The sequence below is a fragment of the Malonomonas rubra DSM 5091 genome (assembly GCF_900142125.1).
Lineage (GTDB): Bacteria > Desulfobacterota > Desulfuromonadia > Desulfuromonadales > Geopsychrobacteraceae > Malonomonas > Malonomonas rubra.
Genome location: NZ_FQZT01000029.1, coordinates 1 through 21304 on the forward strand (window position 1 = coordinate 1; position 21304 = coordinate 21304).

19 protein-coding genes and 2 riboswitches are annotated in these 21304 nt (G+C 55.7%); of the genes, 6 read left to right on the forward strand and 13 right to left on the reverse strand.

Translation table 11 applies throughout. The features are described from left to right. Positions 1-110: 110 nt before the first annotated feature. Complete coding sequence (locus BUB13_RS17920; protein WP_072910134.1) at positions 111-500, reverse strand: hypothetical protein; 390 nt, start codon at positions 498-500, stop codon at positions 111-113. Positions 501-646: 146 nt separating this feature from the next. On the opposite strand from BUB13_RS17920, the gene BUB13_RS17930 reads away from it, so the two are divergent. Further along, a complete protein-coding gene (locus BUB13_RS17930; protein WP_139249432.1) occupies positions 647-1957 on the forward strand; it encodes an integron integrase in 1311 nt (436 codons plus the stop codon). A 29-nt stretch (positions 1958-1986) separates the two neighbouring features. Here the strand turns inward: BUB13_RS17930 and BUB13_RS17935 are convergent, their stop codons facing one another. The 12 genes from BUB13_RS17935 to BUB13_RS17990 form a co-directional block, all read right to left on the reverse strand. Next, on the reverse strand, positions 1987-2526 hold the full coding sequence (locus tag BUB13_RS17935) for a carboxymuconolactone decarboxylase family protein (protein WP_072910135.1): 540 nt from the start codon (positions 2524-2526) through the stop codon (positions 1987-1989). 18 nt (positions 2527-2544) lie between these two features. Further along, entirely contained in the window at positions 2545-3798 is a 1254-nt protein-coding gene (locus BUB13_RS17940) for a TolC family protein (RefSeq protein ID WP_072910136.1), read from the reverse strand. Beyond that, the gene (locus BUB13_RS17945) at positions 3795-6923 is read right to left on the reverse strand and encodes an efflux RND transporter permease subunit (protein WP_072910137.1); all 3129 of its coding nucleotides are present in this window, start codon (positions 6921-6923) and stop codon (positions 3795-3797) included. The genes BUB13_RS17940 and BUB13_RS17945 overlap by 4 nt, the downstream gene beginning before the upstream one ends. Before the next feature lie 2 nt (positions 6924-6925). After that, positions 6926-7993 (reverse strand): efflux RND transporter periplasmic adaptor subunit, encoded by a 1068-nt coding sequence (locus BUB13_RS17950; RefSeq protein ID WP_072910138.1) that lies wholly within the window; start codon positions 7991-7993, stop codon positions 6926-6928. 631 nt (positions 7994-8624) lie between these two features. Beyond that, a complete protein-coding gene (gene cobI / locus BUB13_RS17955) occupies positions 8625-9353 on the reverse strand; it encodes a precorrin-2 C(20)-methyltransferase (RefSeq protein ID WP_072910139.1) in 729 nt (242 codons plus the stop codon). Between the two features lie 2 nt (positions 9354-9355). Beyond that, entirely contained in the window at positions 9356-10138 is a 783-nt protein-coding gene (locus BUB13_RS17960) for an ABC transporter substrate-binding protein (protein ID WP_072910140.1), read from the reverse strand. Continuing rightward, positions 10089-10826 carry an ABC transporter ATP-binding protein gene (locus BUB13_RS17965; protein ID WP_072910141.1) on the reverse strand — a complete coding sequence of 246 codons (738 nt, stop codon included), beginning with the start codon at positions 10824-10826 and terminating at the stop codon, positions 10089-10091. The genes BUB13_RS17960 and BUB13_RS17965 overlap by 50 nt, the downstream gene beginning before the upstream one ends. Continuing rightward, complete coding sequence (locus BUB13_RS17970) at positions 10819-11769, reverse strand: FecCD family ABC transporter permease (RefSeq protein ID WP_072910142.1); 951 nt, start codon at positions 11767-11769, stop codon at positions 10819-10821. Before BUB13_RS17970 ends, BUB13_RS17965 begins: the two co-directional genes overlap by 8 nt. Continuing rightward, the gene (locus tag BUB13_RS17975) at positions 11766-12506 is read right to left on the reverse strand and encodes an ABC transporter permease (protein ID WP_072910143.1); all 741 of its coding nucleotides are present in this window, start codon (positions 12504-12506) and stop codon (positions 11766-11768) included. Before BUB13_RS17975 ends, BUB13_RS17970 begins: the two co-directional genes overlap by 4 nt. Continuing rightward, entirely contained in the window at positions 12506-13387 is an 882-nt protein-coding gene (locus BUB13_RS17980; RefSeq protein WP_072910144.1) for an ABC transporter ATP-binding protein, read from the reverse strand. Before BUB13_RS17980 ends, BUB13_RS17975 begins: the two co-directional genes overlap by 1 nt. Further along, positions 13374-14291 (reverse strand): sirohydrochlorin cobaltochelatase, encoded by a 918-nt coding sequence (locus BUB13_RS17985; protein WP_084092305.1) that lies wholly within the window; start codon positions 14289-14291, stop codon positions 13374-13376. The genes BUB13_RS17980 and BUB13_RS17985 overlap by 14 nt, the downstream gene beginning before the upstream one ends. 170 nt (positions 14292-14461) lie before the next feature. After that, a riboswitch (cobalamin riboswitch) is annotated at positions 14462-14652 on the reverse strand. Positions 14653-14739: 87 nt separating this feature from the next. Then, a riboswitch (cobalamin riboswitch) is annotated at positions 14740-14905 on the reverse strand. A gap of 46 nt (positions 14906-14951) precedes the next feature. After that, positions 14952-15866, reverse strand: coding sequence for an OmpA/MotB family protein (locus tag BUB13_RS17990; protein WP_072910146.1), 915 nt, complete (start codon positions 15864-15866; stop codon positions 14952-14954). A gap of 206 nt (positions 15867-16072) precedes the next feature. On the opposite strand from BUB13_RS17990, the gene nadC reads away from it, so the two are divergent. From nadC to BUB13_RS18015, 5 genes are all read left to right on the forward strand, one after another. Continuing rightward, a complete protein-coding gene (nadC, locus tag BUB13_RS17995) occupies positions 16073-16903 on the forward strand; it encodes a carboxylating nicotinate-nucleotide diphosphorylase (protein WP_072910147.1) in 831 nt (276 codons plus the stop codon). A 16-nt stretch (positions 16904-16919) separates the two neighbouring features. Beyond that, complete coding sequence (locus tag BUB13_RS18000) at positions 16920-17885, forward strand: biotin--[acetyl-CoA-carboxylase] ligase (protein ID WP_084092301.1); 966 nt, start codon at positions 16920-16922, stop codon at positions 17883-17885. A gap of 24 nt (positions 17886-17909) precedes the next feature. Beyond that, positions 17910-18674, forward strand: a complete 765-nt coding sequence (locus BUB13_RS18005) for a type III pantothenate kinase (RefSeq protein ID WP_072910149.1) — start codon at positions 17910-17912, stop codon at positions 18672-18674. Positions 18675-18939: 265 nt separating this feature from the next. Further along, the gene (gene fusA / locus BUB13_RS18010) at positions 18940-21018 is read left to right on the forward strand and encodes an elongation factor G (protein ID WP_072910150.1); all 2079 of its coding nucleotides are present in this window, start codon (positions 18940-18942) and stop codon (positions 21016-21018) included. Between the two features lie 66 nt (positions 21019-21084). Beyond that, positions 21085-21304, forward strand: a 220-nt coding sequence (locus BUB13_RS18015) for a hypothetical protein (protein ID WP_208610204.1), incomplete at its 3' end; no start/stop codon positions are given.

Consider the following 21304-nt stretch of genomic DNA (forward strand, 5'->3'; position numbering starts at 1 on the left):
TAACGGTTCATGATAACCGGCGGCGACGAGAAGTTCAGGCCACCACCACAATTTTAGATTTTGACTTTTGGCCAAAAGCAGAAGTATTTTCCGTCCGGTTGATTAGTTTGTTAGACAGCTTTTCTTGATAGCACAAAATTAAGTGTGAAGCTCATGGCGAGCAATATTGCAACTGCACCAGCGAAGCCAATTGTATTGGCCTTTATGTAAATAAACAGTACGTCTAAAAACACTGCGCTTAGAATTGCGGCAACGACTGCCAAGGGCAATGAGTTGGTTCTATTGATTTTTTTTAAAACCAGTGAACTTGCCAACGTGCCAGCGCCAACAAATAAACCATAAACCGTATGATAAATGATGGTGACGATCCAGGCCCCCGATTCACCAACATCGCCCACTAATCCTTCCCAGTTCGGTAGGAACCTGTAAATTATTGGGCAAACAATAACTACAGCCACGAGGCTGAATAGAACCAATTTGAGTTCTTTATTGTATTTCATTCTTTGCTGTCTAACAGGGATTAGGTGGCAGCTGGTATATCGAATATGCCGGCTGCCAGAATATCAGTTGTATTTGCTTGTAAATACAGTATCTTATTTTTGTTCTGTTTTTAATCGTTTTTTCTGCGTCTTTTGGGAGGGGGAGCATGAAAAAATCATTGGGGGAGTCCGCCCTCGGTTCTTCATTTTGGCTATCATACGAGGATTGTCTGACTGAAATCTGCATCAATCCTAAACATATCCATTGGTACGTGATCTGGTGCAAGCATTTCGTCAAGTTTGTTGGGCGATTGCCTCTGGAGGATTGCCGCCCGGAGCATGTTTCGGCTTTTCTTGCATCCCTGGAGAGTCGGGAGTCGATCAAGGATTGGCAGTACCAACAGGCACGCACCGCGTTGTGGTACTTCTTCCGAGATTATCTGAAGGTTGCTTGGGCGGCTGGTGGAACGGATGACCGGCCACCCGCGAAAGCGCGTCAATATAATTCTGATTCTCTGTCTTCCGCCCATCAGGCCACTTTGGAAAAAATGCGATCCACCCTGGTTGGCCGTCAATATGCGAAAAGAACAATCACCGCATATCTCGATTGGGCGGCTCGTTTTCTGGGGCACTATCCACAGCGGAAGATTGACGATCTCGATGCTACGGCCGTGAGGGCCTATTTAACCTGGCTGGTTGAAAAGCAGAACGTGGCGGTCAATACCCAAAAGCAGGCTTTGAACGCCCTTGTGTTTCTGTTTCAGGAGTCTGAAGAACGCTCGTTAGGGGATTTCTCTGACTTTACCCGGGCGAAAAAGCCAATCAGGGTTCCAGTGGTCTTGAGCCGGGAAGAGGTTGCAGCGCTGCTGGCTGAAATCAATCCGCCTTTTACCCTGATTTGCCATCTGCTCTATGGCGCTGGGCTGCGGTTGATGGAGGTCATTCGGCTGCGGATAAAGGATGTCGATTTCGCTCAGAGCCAAATTCTCATTCGTGATGGTAAGGGGCGTAAGGATCGCATCACCATGTTGCCGGAGACCTGCCGAAAGGCGCTGGAACAGCAGATTGCCAAGGCACGGAAAATTCATGCCGAGGATGTGAAGCGAAACTATGGTGAGGTTTGGTTGCCGTCTGCCTTAAGTCGGAAGTTCCCTGGTGCTTCTGGTGATTGGCGTTGGCAATATGTTTTCCCTGCCAGCAGGCTGAGTGTCGATTCGGAGAGCGGTAAAATTCGCCGGCACCATTTTCATGATTCGGCGGTGCAGCGAGCGGTTCGAGAAGCTGCAAAGAGGGCGGAGCTGAGCAAACGGGTGACGCCGCATACTCTACGTCATTCGTTTGCGACTCATTTACTCGATTCTGGCTACGATATCCGGACAGTGCAGGAATTGCTGGGGCATGCAGATGTCTCAACGACGATGATTTACACGCATGTGCTGAATAAGCCGGGCCTCGGGGTGCGCAGTCCCATCGATTGACGCGTGTTTGCTAGAGGTCTGGACTTTCTTCAGTCCTTTTCCGGCTCGATCTGCAGGGCGACAAGGTAGCGGCTGACCATGTTGTAGCTGGCGATAACGCCGATCAGTTCGTTCAACTGCTGCAGGTCCGGCAGTTCGTTTTTTACTGCGGCGAAGGAAGCGTCTTCGACCTGAACGTTAAGCGTCATCTCGGCCACCAACCTCAGCACAGCCCGTTCGCCGCGGGTGAAAACCTTCAGTTCATTTTCATCGCCGGTGAATTTTTTCAGGGCGTCCAGTTCCGCTTCGCTGCCGCCTGCTTTGAGAAATTCCGGCGCATGATGATAAAATTCGTAATCGGCACCGTTCAAAACCGCGATGGCGCAGATTGCCATTTCCTGCAACCGGGGTGACAGTGACAGTTTGCCGCGCACCTGGCGCAGCAGGCTGTTCCAGCCACTGGCGAAGGCGGGGCTGTGCAGCAGCATGCGGTCGAGGTGGAGTAGTTTGCCGCGCCGCCGCGAGCGGATATCATCGACCAGTTCGCGCGGCTCGTCGATATCCTGTGGCAGGTAGGGAATGCGGGGCATCGGTGTCTCCTTTGACGATTATCTCTTTGTTTGTTCCAAAATTCTTTCCAGCAAGGCTTCACTCAGATAAAGGTCGTAACGGGCGTTGATTTCCAGGTTGCGGGCCCGGGTCAGCAGGTACTGGGCGTCGAGCAGGTCGACGGTGGTGGCCTGCTGTTGCTGAAAACGGTTCTCGGTCACCCGGTAGTTCTCTTCCGCTGATGCCACGCCGGTTGCCGCTTCCAGCAGACGGCCATCGGCAATACGCAGGTTCTGCAGGGCTGTTTCCAGTTGCAGCTGCAGGCTCGCTTCCAGGTCGCGCAGTTCAGCGGCGACAGCCCGCGCCCTGGCCGTGCTTGCCGCAACCGCTTTCTCGCGGGCGAAGCCGTCGAACAGGCTCCAGCTGGCCTGAAGCTTAAGCAGGTTGTCGTCATCGTCGGTTGGCGATAAGTCATCACCGTATTCTTCGTGTGCCGCAGTCAGGTCGATCCGCGGCAGGTAGTCGCCTTTATTCGCCCGCCGCTCGCGGTTGACCGCGGCCAGTTCAGAGCGCAGGTAATTCAGCTCGCTGCGGTTTTCCAGCAGCAGCTCGCGGTAGCTCGCAGACTGATCCGGGTCAAACTTCGGCAGGCAGCTTTCCGTGAGTTCGGCCGGCGTTTCATCCACCGGCAGTTGCATGCCGATGGTTCTTTCCAACTGCCGGCGGGCGATCCGCTGCTGTCCTTCGGCGCTGAGCAGGTCCTGCTTGGCGCTGGAGAGCTCGACGTCAATACGCAACAGGTCGTTGCGGGCGAGCAGGCCATACTGGTATTTCAGTTCGGTATCCCGTCTCTGCCGCTGCAGCAACTCAACCCCTTCGCTCGCGGTGGCAACGGAGCGGGCAGCGCGCAGCACTTCGATGTAAGCCTGTTCGGTTGCCAGGACAATGTCGGCGCGGGTGCCGCGTAGCCGGTAATTGGCCCCTTCGGCCCGCTTCTGCGCAGCACGATAGCTGTGGTAATCAGTCAAACCGTTGAACAGGTTGATCGAGCCGGAGAGGCCCAGGGTCGAGGATTTGTCGCCTAGAGAGTACGGGTCTTCGTCACGCTCCAGGTAATTGTAGCCCAGGTCAAGTTTCGGCAGAAAAGCGGCTTGGGCGCTGCCGACGGCCGCTTCCGCCTGTTCGACGCCGGCACGGAACTGTTCGATCCGCTGGTGATTCTGCAACGCGGCATCGATCGCTTGCTGCAGCGTCAGGGCAAAACTGCTGCTCGCAGCGATCAGCAACAGGAGAGTTGTCAGGATATATCTCATCGGTTTGCCTCCTGCCGCAGTTTTGGTTCTTTACGCTTTTCCATGCGGATGACAAAAATCAGGATTGCCGGGATAACGAACACGGTGAACACAGTGGAAACCGCCAGTCCACCAAGGATGACGCTGCCAAGGCCGCGGTAAAGCTCGGAACCTGCGCCGGGGATCAGCACCAGCGGCAGCATGCCGCAGATACTGGTGGTGGCGCTCATGTAAATCGGCCGCAGGCGGCTGCGCACCGATTCGAGCACGGACTCTTTGTAGTCCATGTTGTTGTCGTGGAAGTTGTTCAGCGCCTGGTGAACGATGAGGATGGCGTTGTTGACCACTACGCCGATCAGGATGACGAAACCGAGCATGGTCAGCACGTCCATCGGCTGCGGGGTGATGAAAATGTTGAGCAGCTTCAGGCCGATAAAACCACCGGCACCGGCCAGCGGCACGGTCAGCATGATGATCAGCGGGTAGATGAAATTGCCGAACAGCGAGGCCATCAACAGGTAGGCGATCAAAATCGCCAGCAGGAAATCCCACTGCAGCACTTCACGGGTCTCGACCAGTTTGTCGGCGGCACCGCTCATGTCAACCTGGAGTCCTTCGAGCAGGCCCATTTTGTCGACTGCAGGGATGATCTGGCCGTCGATGATCTCCATCGCTGTCTGCAGCGGCATCGATTTCGGCGGTGTCACCTGCAGGGTGACCGTCCGTTCCCGCTCCAGGTGGCGGATCTGCGCCATGCCGGTGGTCTCCTGCAACGAGGCGAGCGAGGAGACCGGCACCAGCTTGCCGCTTGGCGTGGTCAGGGTGGCGTTGTAGAGCGCCTGCGGGGTATCGATTTCGGCAGCAGAAGCTTTCAGCACCAGGTCGATCTTCTTTTTGCCCTCCTGCTTGAAGTCGCCGACTACCCGGCCATCCATCAAGACATCGAGAGCTGTTCCCAGGTCGCGGGTGCTCATGCCGTTGGCTTTAAGCCGATCGCGGTCGGGGATGATACGGACTTCCGGGTAGGTCAGCTCGATCGAGGGGACCGGCCGCACCTGGCTGTTTTCGATCTGGCCGCGGATCATGCCGAACATGGTGCCGGTAGCGGCGACGATTTTGTTCAGGTCGTTGCCGGAGACATTCAGCTTGATCGCCCGGCCTTCACCGATGCCCGATTCGAACACACCCGGTTGCAGGCTGACGCCGAACATGCCGGGAATGCTGTAGATCGAGCGGGTGAAGAAGGGCAGCAGGTCGCCGGCTTTATCGAAGTGTTCGCTGATTGCCCCGGCAATCATGAAGCCTTCGGAACCGACGTAAAACATATTCTCGATCGCCGGGACGCCATCGATATCGGCGCCGATATGCGGTTCGGCCATGGCGTGGAAGCGGTTGCCGATATCGATCCGCTCGGCGGTCGACAGCCCCGGTGGCGGCACCAGGATGTTCAGCACCAAGTTGCGGTTGCCTTGCGGCAGGTACTCCATCTTAGGGGTCAGGAAAAAGACTGAAGCCAGCGCAATGCTGATCAGGATCGTCAGGGTTGCGATGCGTGTGATCCAGTTGCGGATCGCCAGTGAGACCAGCGCCATCAGGAAGGCGGAAATTTTCTGGCCGATCTGATCGAGGATCGGCAGGTTCTTTTTGCCGCTCGATTTTTTTGCCGAGAACAGCTTGTGCGAGAACATCGGGATGACCGAGACCGAGACGAACAGGCTTAAAGAAACCGCGGCAACAACGGCGATGGCGATGTCACGAAACAGCTGGCCCGCTTCTTCCTGGATGAAGACCACCGGCAGGAAGACGGCAACCGTGGTGATGGTCGAAGCGAGCACTGCGCCCCAGACTTCCCTGGTCCCGTCGAGTGCGGCGTCGAAGGCTTTTTTGCCCATCAGGCGATGGCGGTCGATGTTCTCGATAACGACGATGGCGTTGTCGACCAGCATGCCGACGGCAAATGCGATTCCGGCGAGCGAGACGACGTTGAGATTACGCCCCAACAGGTCGAGGAAAATGAAAGTGCCGATGACGCTGATCGGGATGGCTGTGGCAACCACGATGGTCGCCCGCAGGCTGCGCAGAAACAGCAGCAGTACACCGATTGCCAGCAGGCCGCCGAACATGATGTTCTGCTTGATCTGGTCGATGGCACCGTTGATGTAGAAACGCTGGTCGTAAACCCAGTCGAGGTGGAGGCCTTCCTCCTTGAGCTTATACTCGTTAAGCCAGAGGTATTTTTCCTCGGTCAGGTTGGTCATCTCCAGAATATTGGTGCCCGCTTCCGGCCGCACACCGATAGCAATGCCGGGCACGCCGTTCTGCAGCACCACCGAAGTCTGTTTTTCGAAACCCGGCCTGATCTCGGCGATGTCACCGAGCAGGATGCGCTGCTGGCCGGTTGAGCGGAGTACGACTTGGGCTATGTCTGCCGGTGAGTTGAATTCGCCGGTGGTGCGGATACGGAAGTCACGACGACCGACGCCAAGGGTGCCGGCAGAGACGTTGATATTCTCCCCCTGGATCGCGGCGATGACATCGTTGGTGGTCAAACCATAAACGGCGAGTTTTTCCGCCGAGATGATGATGTGCATTTCCGCTTCGGTGCCGCTGCCGATGAACAGGTCCGAAACACCCTTGACTCGTTCGATGTGCTGGCGGACTTCATCTTCGAAAAAGGTTTTGTAATTCTGAATCGGCCGTTCGTTGCCGTCGAGAGTTTTCAGGATCATCCAGATGACCGGCGAAGCGGTTGCGCCGGAGGCGTTGACGACCGGGTTATCGACCCCGCTCGGGTAGTCCGGCACCTCGTTGATTTTGTTGGAGACCCGCAACAGCGCTTCCTCGACGCTGGTGCCGACCTTGAAGCGCAGGGTCACGCTGCCCTGACTGTTGCGCGCCTCGCTTTCCATTTCGATCAGATCGGGCAGACCCTTGAGGGTGTTCTCCTGCTCCTCGATAATCTCCCGTTCGACCTCGTAGGGCGTTGCCCCGCGCCAGGTGGTGGTGACCTGGATCTCTGGTTCGATGACCGTCGGGCTGAGCTGGTACGGCAGCCGGTTGAGGCTGATAACACCGAACATCAGCACCATGATGATGCCGGCGAGGACGGTGACCGGTTTGAGGATAGAAAAGCGGATGATATCCATGGCTAGAACCTTATTCCCTGGCCGTCACGGATCCGCTCGTTCCCTTTGACCACGACCTGTGCTCCCGCTTCGAGACCCTCTCCGGCCACAGCGACCTTCATCCCCTGATAACCATTGATCTGCACCGGAACCATTTTCGCGGCACCTTCAACTGCGAGGAATACGACATCCATGCCGAACTGCTTGATGACCGCGTCACGTGGCACCAGCAGGCCTTGCAGGCGTGGCCCGTTCGGCAGCTGGGCCTGGGCCTCCATCCCCTCAATCAAGCCCTTGGCGTTTTTCAGCTTGAGTTTGACGGTGAATGTCCGGGTGGCCACGTCCCCTTGCGGGATGAAGTTGATGAAACTTGCAGAATAAGTTTTCCCTGCTGCGCGGACTTGCAGCTGTTTGCCCGCTTGCAGGTAGCCGAGCAGGTTTTGCGGCACATCGATGTGCGCTTCCAGGTCACTGTCGTCAGCAATCACGGCAACCTGCCCGCCGGTCGAAACCCATTCCCCTTTTTCCACCAGCTTGGTTTGGACCAAGCCGGAGAAGGGGGCTGGAATGCTTGTTTTTTGCAGTTCCAGCTGCTGGCGATCAAGACTGGCTTTGAGCGCTGCCGACTGTTTCTCGAGGGCTTGTACGCCGTAATAGCTGTCATCGTAGACAGATTCCGCGATCGATTTTTCCTGGTAGAGTGCGCTGATCCTATTCAGGTCTTTGCGGGCTTTTTCCAGTTGAACCAGGACCTGCTCGTAGTTTGCTTCCGTCCCGGCCAACGCTGTCTGCAGCAGGTCGCTGCGCAGTTTAACCAGCGGCTGCCCCGCTTTGACGCGACCCCCTTCTTTGAAGTTGAGCATTTCGACGATGCCGCCAACCTCGCTGGCGACCCGCGAAACCCGGCCGTAACGGATACTGCCGACCAGCTCGACCATCGGCTCAGCGGTGCCTTCAGACACTGCAGCGACCTCGACCAGCATCGGCGGAGGCCCTTGTGGTTTTTTCTGCTCTTCGGCAAAGGATGCTATTGGGATTAGCAGGCAGATGAGGAGGTATGTAAAAAGTTTCCAGCACTGATGTTTCGGCATGATGATGCTCCGTCATGAGAAAGAAGTCTTAGCGAGACGATACGTGTTGAAGAGCAGGTGTCAAGGGATATTTTTTCATGAAAGGGGAGGGGCGCGTGATATGTGCTCCCCAAAAAAGCGGAGGTCGCGGGGTTGCGGCCCCGCACGCCGCCTTACCCTTTTGTCACGCCCCAAAAGAGTAAGCAGAAAAGGGCGCCCGAACTCCTTGCCCTTCGGGTTCCCTGCGCTTCATTGCGTTTTGCAGCTCGGAAAAAAACTCGCTTCGCTCATACAGTTTTCCCTCGAAACCCTGCAACACTCAACGAAGCTCCGGCTGCGTCACACGGGAAAGTGGGATCGCGGTTTCGGTTCACGAAGTTGAAAACTGTTGTGAACTGAAACGGGCTAGGGTGGGGCAGAACCAATCGCACATCAGCGCATTGCGAGCTTGCTCGCTGCGATTCAGCCGGTTTTTCCCGAAAGGGAATGCAGCAAGTTAATCAGCAGCAAAGCGGATGAACCCCACAGCAGCTCAAATCATTACACATAAAAAGAGCATTTTTTGCTTCCTTTTTGTTGCGATTGACAAAAAGGAAGGCGTCTGGCGGGACGCGACCCGCCGACTTTGCTTATGAATTTAAAATAGAAAAAACTACTCCATCCAATCCCTCTTCCCAACCCGCACAATCATTGTCGTCATGTAACTCAACTCCCCCGGCTCCCAGCCAAGCAGGCTATCCACCAGCAACTCGCCATCCCCCTGCTCCGCGCAACTGACCAGCTTGCTTGCCCCACGCAGGCCACGCCGGTCGAGCAATTCCAGAAGTTGATCAATCACTCCCGCCGCTTTATAGAGGACCAGGGTCTCGCAGTGGTCGAGAGCTTCCGCAACTGCATCAATGTCAGTTGCTGACATCAGGGTCAAACGGTCTTCCTGCAACGTCAGCGGATCATGAAAGCGGCTGGCGCCGATCTGAAAAGCGCTGATGCCGGGGATCAAGTGGATGTTGTCTTTTTCAATGAGGTCTGCCAGCCCGTAGAGCAGGTAGCTGGTGGTGGCAAAGATCAGCGGGTCGCCGATGGTGATCATGGCTACCGATTTTTTCTGTTGCAGTTTCTCCCGGACCTGCAGGGCGACCGCGTCCCAGCGTTCTCGTGTGCTGGTGCCGTTGCGCTGCATCGGGTAGTTGACGGTCATCACCTCCTGGTCTTTGAGGTATGGCTCGATCGCTTTCAATGCCAGCGAGCGGTTTGTACCCTTAGCCTGCGGAGTGAGGATGATGTCGGCCGATTCAATGATTCTGACGGCACGGACGGTGAGCAGGTCGGGTGAACCGGGGCCAATGCCGACGGCGTAGAAATGTCCGGGTTGTGCTTGCATCTTTAATTCTGTCTTTCGTGAAAATATGTGTTGAGTTCGAGGACGTTGTCGAAGCTGCGGGTGTTGGCCCGCGAAAATTGCAGCTGGTCGACTTGCAGATAGTCGGCCTGCAGCAGGCGATACTGACCACGTTCTGCTGGTGGTGACGGTGCCTGGTTCATCGGGCCGACCTGCCAGATGTAAAGATTCGGCTTTTGGGCCAGGATTGCTTCCGGGTTGAAACGGAGCATTTTCCGGTGGCCGGTGTTGATAAAGATGCCACCTGCCGCCTTGATAATATCGGCAATAATATTTTTGCTGCCGGCAACCGTCAGCGGCACTTCGGTGATTTCGTAGATCACTTTCGGTTTGTTTTTAATCGGTTCAAGCCGTTTTAGCTTTTGCCACTGGGCCCCGATCAGTTTCAGCGCCTGATCTTTTCGATCGATCAGCTGTGCCAGCTGGCTGGTCTGCTGCAGAATCTCTTCCAGCGTTTCCGGGGTGTAGTAAAACAATTCGGCATCAATCTTTTTCGCCATTTCCTGCGAAAAGAATTTGTTAGAGGAGATAATCAGCAGATCCGGGTCGAGCGCCGTGATCAATTCCAGGTTCGGCCGGATATGCGAGCCGACCTTTTGTGCCTGTGGGAACTCTTCGACATTACGGGTTTTGCCGACCACCATTTCAGACGCATCCAGTTTTTCGATGATGTCGGCCGCCGCCGGGGCCAGTATGACTATCCGCTGGGCCGCGAAACTACTGGTGCTGAAAAGTAAAAGCAGCAGTGCCGCAAGTAACTTGGACATCGTAGGTCTCCGTAAGCAGTTCCGGGGTCAGTTGATCGCCTGTTACATCGGCCAGCAAGCGGCCATGTTTCAGTAGCAGGAAACGATCGAAAAACCGCTCAGCCAGGTTGATATCGTGTACCGGCGAGATGACAGTTTCGTTGCGCCCGCCCAGAAGCTCGAAAATCTCCAGCGTGTGGCGAATATCGAGGCTGGAGTTCGGTTCATCCAGGTAGATGATCGGTGCCTGCTGGTTGAGCACCCGCGCCAGCATCACCCGGCGTTTTTCCCCGCCGGAGAGCTGGGTGAATTGACGCTTTCGCAGATGCAGCAGGTCGAGTTTTTCCAGCTGCTGCTCGCTCAGTTTTTTATCCTCATCACTGAAGCTGTTCCCCTGCGCGTGGGGGAAACGGCCGAACAGGACCACCTCTTCGACGCAGAAAGGGAAGATCACCTCGGAGAATTGCGGTAGCAGGGAGAAAAGTTGCGCCCGCTTATTAAACGGGATTTCCTGCAGCGACTGGTTATTGTAGCTGATTGTGCCATGGCCCTGAAGCAAACCGCAAAGCAGTTGTAACAGGGTGCTTTTGCCGCTACCGTTCTCGCCGAGAATTGCCACCTTTTCACCCGATTTGATCTCTACCATATCGAGTTGTAAACGGAAATCGTCACGCGAAAACTGAAGGTTTTCGACCCGCAACTCAGCCATGCCAGAACCTCTCGCGCCGGGTCTGCAGCAGGTAGAGGAAAAAAACGCCGCCGAGCAGGGCGGTGATGATACCGACCGGCAGTTCGGCACCGCCGGGTATGATTGAGCGGGAGGCGGCATCGGCCAGCACCAGCAGCAATGCTCCGAGCAGGCTGGAAAAGAACAGGTTGTTGTGCATGTCGCTGCCGAACAGAGAGCGCGACACGTGCGGTACGATCAGGCCGACAAAGCCGATAATGCCGGTGTGGCTGACCGCTACAGCGACCAGTGCCGTGGCGACGACAAAAGCGACCGTGCGCAGACGATCAACGTTGATGCCAAGGCTTTGCGCTGAATGTTCATCCAACGCCAGCAGGTTGAGCTGCAGCGCTTTGCCGGCGAACAGCAGGTAGGCGAACAGCAACACGACAGCGCAGAGAGTCAATTTGCCCCAGTCGACAACGAAGAAGCCGCCCATCAGCCAGAAAACAATGGAAGAGAGGGAGTCCTCGAAAAAATACTTGGCAAAGCTGATCACCGCCGAGGCGACGATGTTCATAACCACCCCGGCGAGGATCATGGTGACCGGGTTGATGACGCCGTTGGTTTTCGACAGCCGGTAGACGGTGAACAGGCCGATCAAGCCGGTACCGAGGGCGATGAGCGGCACCAGAGGTAGCGGCAGGCCGAGGGCGATGGCGAGCACCGCGCCCAAAGCCGAGGAACTGGCGGCGCCGGTGGTGAAGCTGTCGGCCAGCGGATTTTTCAAAGTAAGTTGATAAACGCTGCCCGACAATCCGAGCATGGCGCCGATGACGGCGGAGAACAGCACCCTTGGCAGGCGCAGGCCAAGCAGGATGTCACGTTCAACCGGAGAGGGGGAAAACGGGTTAATCGCCGTCGAGCCGATCAGGCAGGAGGTGGCCAGCGTGATGACAAATATGAGAATGAGCAGTTTTTTCAAATTTCCACCTTGGCCACAATTCGCTTCGCCAGAAAAAACAGCACCGCCAAAATCGCCACCAGAACCAGATACAACCAGGCGTTCAATTCCGCTCCCGGCGTCAGCGTTGCCCGGATCAGCTGAGTTGAGTAGGTCAGCGGGAAAATGCTCGCCACCGCGCGAATCGCCAGCGGCATTTGGTCGACCGGAAAGAATGTGCCGGAAAGGAACATCATCGGCGTGATCAGAAAAGCGTTGATGGTGGCCTGGTCTGCGTGGCTTTTTACGATCATCGCGGCGATAAAGCCGAGCAGGGCGAAGATCGCCAAGTGCAGCAGCAGGGCGAGCAGAAACAGCGGGCCGAATTTTAAGGTGACGCCGGTCAGCAGGCTGTAAAGGCCGATAATCAGCACCGGGATGAAGCCCTTGGTAATGCCGTAGCAGGTTTCGCCGAGGATAATCTCCCAGCGCTTGATCGGTGCCAGCAGGAATTCCTCGAACACTTTGAAATAAAAGCGGGAGATGTTGATCTCGGTGGCGATGCCGTAGGCCTGATTCATGCTGCTCATGGTCAACAGGCCGGGCAACAGGAAGGCGAGGTAATCGACGCCGCCGACCTGGGCGCCGCGGCCGACACCGTAACCGAAGGCGAGCAAAAACAGGGCCGGGGAAACTGCCGAGGCCATAAGGGTTTTGATCATCTTTCTGCGCAGGATCAGCATTTCGCGCAGGTAGATGGCTCTTGCTCCGTACAGCATCAGTCCATCCTCTTGCCGGTCAACTTGAGAAAGACATCTTCCAGGGTGGTTTCACGGATACGCACCGAGGTGTCGAGCTGCTCCAAACGTTGCATGGCAGCAGGGCGCTGCTCGAAGAATTCGTTTTGAATGTCCTCTTCGTTGTAAATGTCGAGAACGTAGTTGCCGACTTTGGCTTTCAGCTCTTGTGGTGTCCCGCCAGTAACCAGTTTCGCCTGATCGATGATCAGCACCCGGTCGGCCAGGGCTTCCGCTTCCTCAATGTAGTGGGTGGTGAGGAAAACGGTGCAGTCCTGTTCCTGGTTGATGCGTCGCAAAAAAGCCCACATTTTGCGGCGACTGTGCGGATCGAGGCCGACAGTCGGTTCGTCCAGAAACAGGATCTGTGGCTGGTGCAGCAGGGCACGGGCGATCACCAGTTTGCGCTTCATGCCGCCGCTCAGCTTGCCCGCGGGGGTGTCGCGTTTTTCAGTGAGATCGGCGAATTCGAGGCAGGTATAGATCCTCTGTTGCAGTTTGCTCCCGCGCATACCGAACAGACGGCCGTGGATCAGCAGGTTTTCCGCTGCGGTCAGTTCGCGATCGAGGTTGTTGTGCTGTGGGACCACGCCGATCAGTTGTTTGACGTTGAGCCGTTTCGGGTCGAACAACTCGCCGTGGTAACGCACTTCGCCGGCATCCGGTTTGAGCAGGCCGGTGAGCAAGTTGATGGTGGTGGTTTTGCCGGCACCGTTGGGACCGAGAAAGGCGAACAGCTCTCCCTGACCGACATTGAAGCTGATGTCATCGACAGCGACGGTTTTGCCGAAGCTGCGGCGCAGACCAGCGACCTCGATCTCGCAAGGTCGCTGGTTGCAGCTTAAGGCATCAGCGCAGCTCAATCCCGGCCTCCGTGGCGGCATCCTGCAGGTGGACGATGAACCGTTTGCGCACCGCCGGATTGTTGCCGAGGCCTTCGAGCACCGGGGTGACGTTGAACCCCGCTGCTTGCAGCAGAGCTTTCCAGGAATCTTCTTCGTCGCTCGCCATGTCATTGGTGGCATGATCTCCGGCGACGATCATAAGTGGTTTCAGCATGATCTTTTTATTGCTGGCAGCTTTGGTTTTCACCAAGACTTCATCGAAATCGGGGTGCCCTTCGACCAGGCCAATGACAGTTTTGACCTGCGGGTAGAGCTTGTTCATCTCCATCTCCAACTCGTAATAGAGGGCGGTGGAGAGCAGTTCGTTGCCGTGGCCCATGTAGACCAGTGTCGCGCCTGCTTTTTGTGCTGCGGTGACATCGCTCTTAAGCGCCTCAGCAAGCTTGGTGATGTCTTCCGGGTAGGGGAATTGCGGCCCCCAGGTACCCATCAGTGGGCGACCAAGAGCGATCTGTTTGAACGGTTGCCAGTGCTCGCGGACGGTTTTGATTGAACGCAGACCTTCGACGTAGGCTTCGAGATCGAGGTACTCCTCACCATGAGTCAGGTGGGTCGGCTGTACAACGATGGTTTTGTAGCCCTGATCCTGAAAATCGGCCAGGGTGCCGAGGACGTTTTTGATGTTGTAGAAGTATTCAGGCACTTCCGGGTGGGTTTTTCGATAATCTTGATCATTGGCCCGACTGTGCCACTTTTTGCGGATAATGTTGGAGGTGAAGGCGAGCTGTGTCGGGGTGTGCGGGTAGCTGGTTTCAATATCCCGGACAATCGCCAATAACGAATCGACGGCGCTCGGGTAGGTCGTGCCGAAGGCTGCGACGACAATGGCGGTTTTTTCTGTTTTGCTTGTCGATTCTTGCATAGCCGAACTTCCTCCGCACAACAGCAGACTGACAATCACTAACATTAACAGGGTTTTCAGGGTGCGGTACAACATTTTCGTTTCCTCCTCGTGGTTCGAAAAAAAAGCCTCCGGTCAAAAAACCGGAGGCGTGGGTGCACCCATCCCTCCAGCTGTTTTTACCATCAACAGCCGGTTAGGATTATCAGGCAGGCTTTCTGGCTTCGGGATCGTTCCGGACCTTCCTCCCTTCCCGTCGGATTTGTCTCTGTGGAACATCCGGCAGTGGGTACTGCGTTGAAAGGTCAGTCCCCCGTTACAGCGGCGGGTCCGCGGGAGCTTTTCACTCCACTTTCCTTGCACCTGATAATCGGCAAAAAAGAAGCCCGCACATGGATCGAAAAATGTGCGGGCTTCATCCGTTTTTTAGAAGCTCTATGCAAGCCTTTCCCAAAATCCCGGGGAAATTTGTGGCTTTGTTTGTCCGGCAGGTCTTCTGGCTCGCGATTCATCCTCTGGGCTGCCTTCCCGACAGTTGTTGTCAGTGGCATCGTCGCCCATTGTCCTCGCTTACAGCGGCGGGTCCGCGGGGGATTTTCACCCCTCTTCCCTTGGCCGGACTAAGCTCAATTGTCGAGGGTCGTTATACGGCAGGTCCCCGACTGGAGTCAAGCTTGGGGTTTATTCCTCGACTTTGAATCCTACGCCCGATTCGAACGGAACCAGCACGATTTCAGTACGCCGGTTTTCGGCTCGTCCCTCGGGGGTTTCATTGTCAGCGACCGGCTGGTATTCGCTGTAGCCGCAGGTTGCCAGGCGTTCACCCGGGACCCCGCCCTGATCTTGCAGGTAGTGAACAATGTTCGTTGCCCGTGCCGTCGAAAGCTCCCAGTTGCTGGGGAATTTTTCGATCAGGCGGCTGCTGATCTGGACATTGTCGGTGTGGCCTTCGATGCGCAACGCCTTGTCCGGGAACTGGTTGAGGACGCCGCCAAGACTGCTCAGCACTTTTTTGCCTTCCGGTTTGACTTCGGCTTTGCCGGAATCGAAGAGGATCTTGTTGAGCATGTTGACCGACAGCTTGCCCTCCAGGTTGGAGATGGTCAGTTCGCCCCGTTCGATTTCTTCTTCGAGGGCACCGACCAGCTGATCGTAGGTGTTTTTCACCTTCGCCAAGCGCGCTTCCTTGGCAATCCGTTCTTTTTCGACCTGCTGCTGCAATTCTTCAATGGTCGCCAGCAGGTTGTCGTTGGTCTGCTGCATGTCGTTTAACTGGTCCTGCAGCATGTTGATGCGTTGCTGGTGACGGCTGATATCGCCCTCTTTACGCTCCTGTTCGGCACTGGCTGCCAGCAGGCTGCGCTGTAGCTTGGAGTTCTGTTGCAGGACTTCGACCAGGCGAGCGTTCAGTTTTGACATGTCATCCTGCTGCTGTTTTTTCTCCTGCTGCAGCGTGGCGACATCGTTTTCCAGTTGGGCGACATCCTGGCTCAGTTGATCGGCTTCATTCACCTTTTGCTCGAAAGTGTTTTTGCTCACGCAGGCGCCAAGCAGCAGGCTCAGGCAGATCAGCATGACGGGGAAAAATCTTTTCATTTCAGCCTCCTTCTACGACTTGCTATTTCAGTCCTTTTCATCAAGCCTCATACATATCACAAGTTGTGGAAATGTAAAGGGGATTTCCGTAGCGATGACGGCTGTTTTGCGGTTGCGGCATGAGAGAGCGGTATGCTATAGATTGAGTTCATTTGCTGATGATTGAATTGTAATTTTTACGGCTATGGGCCGATCTGGAGTGTTTGATGCAATTTGAAATTGAGAGGATTGTCCGAACTGCGCTGGAAGAGGATATCGGTCTCGGGGATATTACCACCGAGGTGACCGTCGTTGCCGATACTGTTGCCCGCGCACAACTGGTCGCCAAGGAAGATTTTACCCTCGCCGGCATGAACGTCGCCGAAGCGGTGTTCAAGACCCTGGACAGCACTATCGGCTTCGAAAAGCTCCTCGAAGATGGTCGCCCCGTCAAGCGCGGCGAAGTGCTGGCCTGGATACGCGGCACTGCTCCGGTGCTGTTGCAGGGCGAGCGAACCGCTTTGAACCTGATGCAGCGGATGAGCGGCATTGCCACCTTGACTGCCCAGTATGTGGAAAAGGTCAAGGGCACCAAGGCGACCATCGTCGATACCCGCAAGACCGTCCCTGGGCTGAGGGCCCTCGATAAATATGCCGTCCGCATGGGCGGTGGCCGCAATCACCGTATCGGCCTGTTTGACGGTGTGTTGATCAAAGAAAATCACTCCGCCGCTGCCGGTGGCATCACTGCCGCTGTCACCCGCGCCAAGCAGAAATTGCCCCATACCCTGAAGATTGAAGTTGAAACCCGCAACATGGAAGAGGTGCAGGAAGCTCTCACTGCCGGGGCTGACATCATCATGCTCGATAATATGAGCTACGATGAAATGCGTCGGGGGGTTGAGCTGATTGCCGGCAAAGCGCTGGTCGAGGCATCCGGGGGGGTGAGTCTGGACACGGTACGTGACATCGCTGAAACCGGTGTTGATATTATTTCCGTCGGTGCGCTGACCCATTCGGTCAAAGCAGCCGATATCTCGATGTTATTGGACGATTGATTCCCCAGGAGCGCTTTTGACCTCACGCGACAAGATTCTCAGCCTGTTTCGCAGTCATCCCGATGCTTTTATCTCGGGCCAGGAAATCAGCCAGCAGCTGAATATTTCCCGGGCCGCAGTGTGGAAGCAGGTGGAGTTGCTGCGTGAGCAGGGCTTCGAGATCGAGGCGCAACGCTCCAAAGGATATCGACTGGTTGATGGCCCCGACCTGCTGCTGGCGGCTGAAATCGAAAAAGGCCTGAACTGTAGTCATCTCAGCACCACTTTGATCTGCCTGCCGGAGCTCGATTCCACCAATGCCCGTGCGCGCCAGTTGGCCGAGGAGGATGCTGCCGAGGGAACGGTTGTTATTGCCGATCGGCAAAGCGCCGGCCGTGGCCGTCTCGGTCGGTGCTGGGAATCCCCATCGGCAGTCAACCTTTACTGTTCCATCCTGCTGCGACCGCAGATTCCGGTACAGCAGGCTCCGCAACTGACCTTCCTTTCCGCTGTCGCGGTTGCAGAAACCCTTCAACAACTCTATCGCATTGATGCCAAGGTGAAATGGCCTAACGACGTGCTCGTCGATGGGAAGAAGATTGCCGGGCTGCTTAACGAAATGAATGCCGAGACTGAGCAGATTCATTTCGTCATCCTTGGCATCGGCGTCAATCTGAATATGAGTACAGAACAGTTCCCGGAGGAATTGAACTATCCGGCGACTTCGGTGCTGATTGAGACCGGCCAGCAGGTCGATCGGCCTGCTTTTGTCCGGGCGCTGCTACAGTTGCTGGATGATTATTATGGCGAGTTTCTGCAGCAAGGCTTCGTATCGATCCGCAGGCGCTGGGAAACGTTGTGTGACATGATGAGCCAGCGGGTCAGTGTCGATAACAGCATGTTCGGGACCGTGGTCGGTCTCGATAGCGATGGTGCTTTGCGTTTGCAGCTGGACGATGGCCATATAGAGCGGGTGATGGCAGGGGATGTGCGCCCGCAGTAAATTGAGTAAAAAGGATATTGTAACGTGCTTTTAGTCATAGATGTCGGCAACAGCAATACCGTTCTCGGGATATACCAGGGCGCTGAACTGAAAAAGGACTGGCGGGTCGGCACCGACAAGAACCGCACCGTTGATGAGTATGCCATGCTGATCAACAACCTGTTCAGTCTCTCCGGTCTGAAGTTTTCCGACTTGGATGATGTGATCGTCTCTTGCGTGGTACCGCCGATGCTGGCAACTCTGGAGCGGCTCAGTAAACAGTATTTTCAGCTCGATGCTTACGTGGTTGGCCCCGGCATCAAGACTGGCATGCCAATTCAGTATGACAATCCAAAAGAGGTTGGTGCTGACCGCATCGTCAACGCAGTCGCCGCTTACGAGAAATGCAGATGTGCGCTGATCGTTGTTGATTTCGGGACTGCAACCACTTTCGATGTTATCTCCGTGGAAGGAGCCTACCAGGGGGGGGCGATTGCCCCCGGCGTCGGTATTTCGGCGGATGCCCTGTTTGCGCGGGCCAGCAAATTGCCGCGGGTCGAGTTTGCCCGCCCGCCGCATATCGTGGCGAAGAACACGGTCAACAGCATGCAGGCCGGGATCTTCTTCGGCTATGTCGGGCTGGTCGAGGGGATTGTTGGGCGCATGCAGAAGGACCTCGATGGCAAGGCCAAAGTGATTGCAACCGGCGGGCTGGCTGCACCGATTGCCGAAGCGACGGACGCCATCGATCAGGTTGAACCCTTTTTGACTCTGGAGGGATTGCGGATTTTATATCAGCGGAATAAGTAGTTTTTTGCGGGATGCCATGCCCGTAAAGCTTATGGTCAGGGCGCATGAACCCATCCTTGGGGCTTAACCGTCGCCATCCGGGCGACAGATACCCTGACCATAATCTTCACGGACCCGAAAAGTACAGTCAGCACGGCTTGTATGTTGCGGGAAGTTTGTATCGGTTTGCGACGTTAGTTAGTGGTATGGCACTGAGCGTTGTTCGTCAGGAGTTTTAAAAAACTCCGTTGAAGGTTCCATTCTTTATCTGGAAAAGGAGCGATTCATGGGAAAGTACGACACTGCAAAACTGAGAAACCTGGGGATTGTGGCGCACAACAGCGCCGGTAAAACATCTTTGGTCGAGGCCATGCTGTTCAATACCGGCATGACCAAAAAGCTCGGCAAGGTCGACGATGGCTCCTCGTCGATGGACTTTGAAGAGGAAGAAATCAAGCGGCAGGCGACCCTGTCCGCCAGCCTCAACCACTGCATGTGGCAAGACCACAGCCTGCACCTGGTCGACACGCCGGGGGTGAGTAACTTCCTGCACGACACCCGCCGCTGTCTGCGTGTCCTCGGTGGCGCCGTGGTCATCGTTTCTGCAATTTCCGGCACCAAGGCTCAAACCAAACAAATCTGGGGCTGGTGCGACCAGTTTGAAGTTCCCCGAATCGCTTTTGTCAATAAGATGGACAAGGAACGGGCTAACTTTCTCAAGGCGGTCGACGACATGGAGAAATCTCTCGGCGCCCGTGCCGTGGTCGTGACCATGCCGATCGGTGCTGAAGAGGATTTCAAAGGCACCATCGACCTGCTGACGATGAAGGCCCGTGTTTATAAGTTCGACGAAAAAGGTACCTACGATGAAGTCGATATTCCGGCCGAGTACGCGGATGAGGCTGATCGCCTGCGTGAGCAGTTGATCGAGGCGATAGCCGAGTCGGATGACGAGTTGATGGAGAAGTACCTCGAAGGTGAAGAACTGACCGAGGAAGAACTCTATCGTGGCTTGCGTGAAGGTGTTCTGACCAACGTTTTCACCCCTGTCTTCTGCGGTAGCGCCATCGCCAACATCGGCATCCGTCAACTGATGGACTACATTGTTGCCTGCCTGCCGTCGCCGATTGACAAGGGTACCCAGTACGGCGTCAAGCCGAACACCGACGAGCAGGTTGAGCGTCATCCAAGTGAAGACGAGCCGTTCTCGGCGATGGTTTTCAAAACCATCAACGATCCCTACGCCGGCAAGCTGAGCTTGATGCGTATCTATTCCGGGACCCTAAAGCCAGATACCGTCGTCTACAATCCGAACAAGGATGAAAAAGAGCGGATCGGCCACATCCTGGAGATGGAAGGCAAGAAGCAGGTGCAGATCGAGCTGGCCGCCGCTGGTGATATTGTCGCTGTTCCGAAATTGAAAGTGACGGCAACTAGCGATACCTTGTGCGATCTGAAAGAGCAGATCATGTACGAGCCGCTGATTCCGCTGAAGCCGATCATTTCTTTTGCTCTTGAACCAAAAAATAAAGGTGATGAAGACAAAATTTACAGCGGTCTGCAGCGCCTGATGGAAGAGGATCCGACCCTGACCATCAACCGCGATGAAGAAACCAAGGAGATGGTTCTCTCCGGCATGGGGCAGATCCACCTCGAAGTTGCGGTTGAGCGGCTCAAGCGTAAGTTCGGTGCCGAGGTTGTCCTGAAGGAGCCGAAGGTTCCGTACCGCGAAACCATTCGCGCTTCGACCAAGGTGCAGGGCAAATACAAGAAGCAGTCGGGCGGTCGCGGCCAGTTTGGTGATGTTCATATTGAGGTCAAGCCGATGCCACGTGGCGGAGGTTACGAGTTCGTCGACAAGATCGTCGGCGGAGCCATTCCGCGCAACTATATCCCTGCTGTCGATAAGGGGATTCAGGAAGCGATGCGCACTGGCCCCCTGACCAAGAACCAGGTGGTTGATGTGCAGATCACCCTGTTTGACGGCTCCTATCACTCGGTTGACTCCTCCGAGATGGCCTTTAAGGTCGCTGGCTCGATGGCTTTCAAAAAGGCGATGGAAGACTGTAAGCCGATCCTGCTCGAGCCGATTATGGCGATGGAGGTTACCGTGCCTGACGACTGCATGGGCGACGTTATCGGTGATCTCAACTCCCGCCGCGGCAAGGTCAACGGTGTTGAACCACAGGCAAACAGCCAGATCATTCGCGCCGAAGTGCCGATGGCTGAAGTGCTGCGCTACGCACCGGAACTGCGTTCCATGACTTCGGACCGGGGGATGTTCTCGATGGAGTTCAGCAAGTACGAGGAAGTTCCTTCGCATCAGACTGCCAAGATTCTGGCGGAGATGGCGGAAGACGCTTAAAATAAAAAAGATCAACGGGGGCGCCTGCAGGCGCCCCCGACTTTATCGGTTCAGGAGAAAAATTGAATGGCGGATCGGGACGAACTGTCGACGGAAAATGTTGAAAAGACAACTGCAGAGACCCCGGAGGAAACAGCATCAAATATTGCCGAAAACGGGGATATTGCCGGGGATGGTGTCGGCAGCGGGGAAATCCGCGCTGTGCAGAAACAACAACGTTCGGGAAATGCTGCTTTGCTGCTTGGACTGTTGCTGCTAGTCGCCCTGATTGGCGGGGCCTATTTCC

Coding starts and splice junctions, on each gene's coding strand:
- BUB13_RS17920 (WP_072910134.1), bottom strand. CDS start 500: ATGAAATACAATAAAGAACTCAAATTGGTTCTATTCAGCCTCGTGGCT.
- BUB13_RS17930 (WP_139249432.1), top strand. CDS start 647: ATGAAAAAATCATTGGGGGAGTCCGCCCTCGGTTCTTCATTTTGGCTA.
- BUB13_RS17935 (WP_072910135.1), bottom strand. CDS start 2,526: ATGCCCCGCATTCCCTACCTGCCACAGGATATCGACGAGCCGCGCGAA.
- BUB13_RS17940 (WP_072910136.1), bottom strand. CDS start 3,798: ATGAGATATATCCTGACAACTCTCCTGTTGCTGATCGCTGCGAGCAGC.
- BUB13_RS17945 (WP_072910137.1), bottom strand. CDS start 6,923: ATGGATATCATCCGCTTTTCTATCCTCAAACCGGTCACCGTCCTCGCC.
- BUB13_RS17950 (WP_072910138.1), bottom strand. CDS start 7,993: ATGCCGAAACATCAGTGCTGGAAACTTTTTACATACCTCCTCATCTGC.
- cobI (WP_072910139.1), bottom strand. CDS start 9,353: ATGCAAGCACAACCCGGACATTTCTACGCCGTCGGCATTGGCCCCGGT.
- BUB13_RS17960 (WP_072910140.1), bottom strand. CDS start 10,138: ATGTCCAAGTTACTTGCGGCACTGCTGCTTTTACTTTTCAGCACCAGT.
- BUB13_RS17965 (WP_072910141.1), bottom strand. CDS start 10,826: ATGGCTGAGTTGCGGGTCGAAAACCTTCAGTTTTCGCGTGACGATTTC.
- BUB13_RS17975 (WP_072910143.1), bottom strand. CDS start 12,506: ATGCTGTACGGAGCAAGAGCCATCTACCTGCGCGAAATGCTGATCCTG.
- BUB13_RS17985 (WP_084092305.1), bottom strand. CDS start 14,291: ATGCAAGAATCGACAAGCAAAACAGAAAAAACCGCCATTGTCGTCGCA.
- BUB13_RS17990 (WP_072910146.1), bottom strand. CDS start 15,866: ATGAAAAGATTTTTCCCCGTCATGCTGATCTGCCTGAGCCTGCTGCTT.
- nadC (WP_072910147.1), top strand. CDS start 16,073: ATGCAATTTGAAATTGAGAGGATTGTCCGAACTGCGCTGGAAGAGGAT.
- fusA (WP_072910150.1), top strand. CDS start 18,940: ATGGGAAAGTACGACACTGCAAAACTGAGAAACCTGGGGATTGTGGCG.